The 2,686-nt window shown below is 51.0% G+C and carries 1 tRNA gene and 1 pseudogene; one reads left to right on the top strand and one right to left on the bottom strand.

From position 1 onward, the window contains the following. A pseudogene (locus tag JCM12296_RS37535) lies at positions 1 to 1,088 on the bottom strand (transcription-repair coupling factor); the annotation flags it as partial. Between the two features lie 23 nt (positions 1,089 to 1,111). Between JCM12296_RS37535 and JCM12296_RS33915 the strand changes: the two are divergent. Continuing rightward, positions 1,112 to 1,187: transfer RNA gene (locus tag JCM12296_RS33915), tRNA-Thr, on the top strand. The last annotated feature ends 1,499 nt before the right edge of the window (positions 1,188 to 2,686 follow it).

Here is a 2,686-nt window from a genome sequence, read left to right on the forward strand (position 1 = left end):
CCGCCGACGGCGATGGGGGACAGCCGAACCGCCTGGCGGCGGGACAGGTGATCCTCGATTTCCGCCCAGCTCAGAAACAGCTCCCCGGCCTCGACGCACAGCCGTCCGTCGGCCTTGGCTTTCTCCACGTTGATCTGGGCGGTTTCGGCGTTCTTCTCGGCAATTCTGGCCAGTTCGGCGGGATCCTCGGCGATTACCACACCGTTTTTGGGCAGGTAGTCGAATAGGGTATCCATGTGGTCGAAGATCAGCGGCGTGAGACTCTCGATGCCGGGAAACACGCCCTGGTCACGAATGCGCTGGACGATATCGCGGGCCGTGGTGCGTGGCAGCTCCTGCTCAATGGCCCGTGCCCGGAAACGATTGACGATTTCGTCCAGGCGATCCTTCTCCAGGGTCACCTCGCGGGCCGGCAGGATCACCGCTTCGTCGAGGTGTTCCTGGCTGCGCTGGGAAGCGGGCGAAAAAAACCGGATGCTCTCGGCAAAATCGCCGAACAGCTCGATGCGCAACGGACGGTCGTAAAGGGGGGAGAAAATGTCGATAATCCCCCCGCGAACGCAAAAATCGCCGGGTTCCTCCACCACCACGCTGCGGGTGTAGCCGCCGGCCACCAGTTTGGCGACCAGGCGGTCCGGCTCGAACTCCTCCTCGGCGATGATCAACTCGGCGGCATCGGCCAGCACGCTACGTGGCATCAAGCGCTGGCGCAGGGCCGCGGCTGTCGTGACCGTCACGCGGGGCTCGCTTTCGGCGATCAGGCCGTACAACACCCCGATCCGCCGGGCAGCGGTTTCATTGTGATAGGACATGAATTTGAACGGCGAGAGGTTGTAGGCCGGTAGGAGCACGCTCTCCGGCACACCCTCGCCGCTGAAGAAGTCGATCTCGGCCTGGCGTTGTTCGGCAACCTTGGCCGATGCGGTTACCAGGAGCACCGGCGCGGCCAGCATGCGCCTTGCGGTTGCGGCCAGGTAGGCGGCTGCGCTGCCGCTGACGCCGGTCACCACCAATGGGTCACGGCGGGCCGCGATGGCTTGGACGACGTCGCTACATGCGGTTTCTTTTTGATTCTGGTCCGTAAACACGATACTGGGTCTTTCTGTTTTTGGCCGGCCTAGGTCAGCTGGTCGGACAGCTGATTCGTACTTGGCGGTTCCGCGGTTCGCGTCCGCGCGCCGGCGCCACGAATTCAAAGGGGATTCAGGATATTATCCTGTATCCCCTTTTTTGTTCCCGCCCCATTCATATCCGCATAGTAGGGCAAATTCGGCCCGGTTGGCAAACAGAATACGGATAATTTCGCGGCCAACATCTTCGGTTTGGTGGCCGGTCACGCTTGTAGCCGATCTTAAGACTGACAATCAATAGCAAAAAGCTCGTGTTAACATAGTGCACCACACGGACAGTTGCACGGATGGTCTCAATTTTTTACTTGGCTGTTAGACCACAAACAATGCTGGAGCGGTTTTGTTGATCGTTCAAGAATTGATGAAGCTGTAAAAAAGTTGTATTTCCGACGGATTCGTAAGAAGCCCGAGATCAAGGCTTGCGAATCCCGAGGATGAGGCGTACTTTTGCGTACGCCGCAGTGACGAGATGAAGCGTAACGCCGATATCGGGCTTCTTACGAATCCGTCAATATTGATTGCTATCTTCGTAGGGTCTGCCGGTGTGAAAGACTCGACGGTGTAACCAATCTTCACAGTAAAACGATTGTTCAATTGGGATATCTGACACAAATTGTAACACCAACGATAATGAGAAATTATTTAACATGCTGAATTTTTACGATAATTACTAAATACGATTTTTTGCATAATGTTTGCATTAGAGAACTTCTGCTCTGCCGCCCATTCAATTGCATCGCTAATATTGGACTGGTCCGCGTTGTGAAAGATACAATCATCACAGAAAAAAAGATGCCTAAATGGTTTCGTAATCGCCGGGTGCAAACGCATTGAATACACAATGAAGTTGTCTTCAATGCACCTGCTATCCGGCTTTTTTTGCCTATAAATTAGGAGGTAGAGGGAAATTTAATGGCTGATATCTTTCTGTTATTAGGATTGGGTGTTTTCATAATTGGAGGCATTGCATTTTTAATTGCAGCTTTCAAAACTAGTATGCTTTGGGGCTTGGGTTGTCTCTTTATTGCTCCAATTCAAATAATATATTTATTCGTCCATTGGGATAGCGCAAAGAAAGCATTTCTATCTCAATTGTAGGTGGGGCGATAATGCTTTATTCAGCATATCTTCAAGGAAGAATAAATCTCTGATCCTTCAAGGTATAGAATTTAATAAGCATGGAGAGGCCAAATGGCCCCTTGACCCAATTTTACGTTCTTTTCAACAGGTGGGAGACAGAGACGGTGGTAGACAGTGTAACAGGGACAGGGTGATGAAAATATGCGATGCTATATAATTTTCTAAAGAAATGCATAAAAACATCCCCGTCCCCGATTTCACATAACATTTACTCCTTTAAACATAACCAGTCAAATCCAGCCGACACAAAAAGCCGTGCGGCTGATTTGTGGTGTTGGTGCTCATATTGACTTGTTTTCCGTTCTTTATTTTGCACGTTTTTGGTTTGTGCTTGCTTGAAGGGACTGCACCGAATCTGTAAGTTCATCAAGGCTTATATTTTGCAGTTTCTTTTTGCTTGTTTGTTTTTTTAAAAG

Source organism: Desulfosarcina cetonica JCM 12296, assembly GCF_001311845.1.
Classification (GTDB): Bacteria; Desulfobacterota; Desulfobacteria; order Desulfobacterales; family Desulfosarcinaceae; genus Desulfosarcina; species Desulfosarcina cetonica.